Annotated in this window: 1 protein-coding gene; it reads left to right on the top strand. The window is 40.8% G+C overall.

What is annotated here, in order from left to right:
* Positions 1-74: 74 nt before the first annotated feature.
* Positions 75-1718, top strand: a complete 1644-nt coding sequence (locus tag ASV53_RS23860) for a methyl-accepting chemotaxis protein (protein WP_094958971.1) — start codon at positions 75-77, stop codon at positions 1716-1718.
* Positions 1719-1737 lie beyond the last annotated feature (19 nt).

The following is a 1737-nucleotide window of genomic DNA, read 5'->3' as shown; positions in this document are numbered from 1 at the left end:
TCAACAAGTAGCACAGTTAGGCTGTTTTTTATTTGCGAGTATATTGCCCTCAAAATTACAAAAAAGGTGTTAGTATGCAGTGGTTTAATAACCTTTCTTTTCGCTTCAAAGTAGCAGCACCCACAACGTTAGTGACAATTGTTTTTCTCGCAATTTTAACGGTTATTTTTGTGGTCTTTGCCGATCAGCGCAATGCTGAAACGCTGATGAATGATGAAGTAGAGCCTGTCCTTGTACAATTGGATGAAGGTTATCGCGATATGTATCAGGTTATCGCTGCTGGGCAAGGTGTTTTGCTAGCAGGTGGTGATCAAGCATTACTTAAATATAATCAGGAAGAATATTACGATAATGCACGTAAAGCGTTACCGCGCTTAACGTCGGCTCAACGTTTGATTGATATTCAGTTCATAGATTACTCCCACCAAGCTCTCTTAGACCAAATGAAGGGGAGTTTTGCTGAGTTTAATCAACATTATCGCTTTATGGTTGATAACCCAGAAATCGCTCATACTTACTTTGTTGAAAATCAAACGGCGATAGTTGCATCGTTTGATAAATGGCGTAGTGAGTTCAAATCTATTTATGAAGCAATAGAAGTCGCGCAAGCAGAGCTTAGAAAACTGATAGATGATGAAGTTACTATTGCGACATTAGTGCTGGAAGTTGGCGTCGTTATTGCGGTTTTGCTTTCTATTTTTATTACTTGGACTGTTACGAATGCCGTGTTGGCACCATTGCGTCGTCTAACCGTTACAATGAACGATATTGCATCGGGTGAAGGTGATTTAACTCAGCGTGTAGCGGTGGAAAGTAAAGATGAAATTGGCGAATTAGCCTCTGCATTCAATCAGTTTACATCAAAAATTCAGCATACGATTCGTGATGTCACAGGCATTGTGCAATCGGTTCGTGAAGAAAGTCATAACATTCATAAAGAGAGTGAAGCAATTCTAGTTGCTGTTACTGAGCAACAAAATGAAAGTGCACAAGTTGCTACAGCTGTACACGAGATGAGTGCAACCAGCGACAGTGTGAGCTCTCACGCTAATGAAGCTGCAGAAGCGACCTGTGTTGCTAATAATGAATCAGAAGCCGCAAAAGAAACATTAGGTTTTACAGTGAGCTCTATTCACCAGCTTGCGAATGAAATCGAATCTTCCAGTGCTGTGGTGAGTAATTTAGAGCGAGATGTAGGCAATATTGCTTCTATTCTTGATGTCATTCGCGGTATTGCCGATCAAACAAACTTATTGGCATTGAATGCGGCTATTGAAGCGGCACGTGCTGGTGAGCAAGGCCGTGGCTTTGCGGTAGTTGCCGATGAGGTACGTTCACTTGCAAGTAAAACACAATCTAGCACGGGAGAAATCCAAGTGATGATTGAGCGCTTGCAGCAAGGTGCTAATGAAGCTGTATCCGCAATGGAATTAAGTCGAGAAAGTGGTACTCGTACTGTAGACCAAGCGAATAGTGCCAATGAATCACTGAATGCAATTGGTCAATCGATTGAAGTCATTAATGAGATGAACTTGCAAATTGCTACAGCGGCAACTCAACAGAGCCAAGTGAGTGAAGATGTAAATCAGAATATTCAAGCCATCGCAGATAAAAGTCAGGCAATGTTGGATAAAGTCCAATCAACAGAGCAGTCATTTGAGCAATTAGCGAATGAATGTGAGCAACTTGATAGACTAATTCATCAATTTAAAGTTTAAATAATTTAGACCTTTAATC

It is taken from the genome of Photobacterium sanguinicancri (genome assembly GCF_002265265.1).
GTDB classification, from domain to species: Bacteria; Pseudomonadota; Gammaproteobacteria; order Enterobacterales; family Vibrionaceae; genus Photobacterium; species Photobacterium sanguinicancri.
This window is presented reverse-complemented; position numbering and strand designations above follow the sequence as displayed.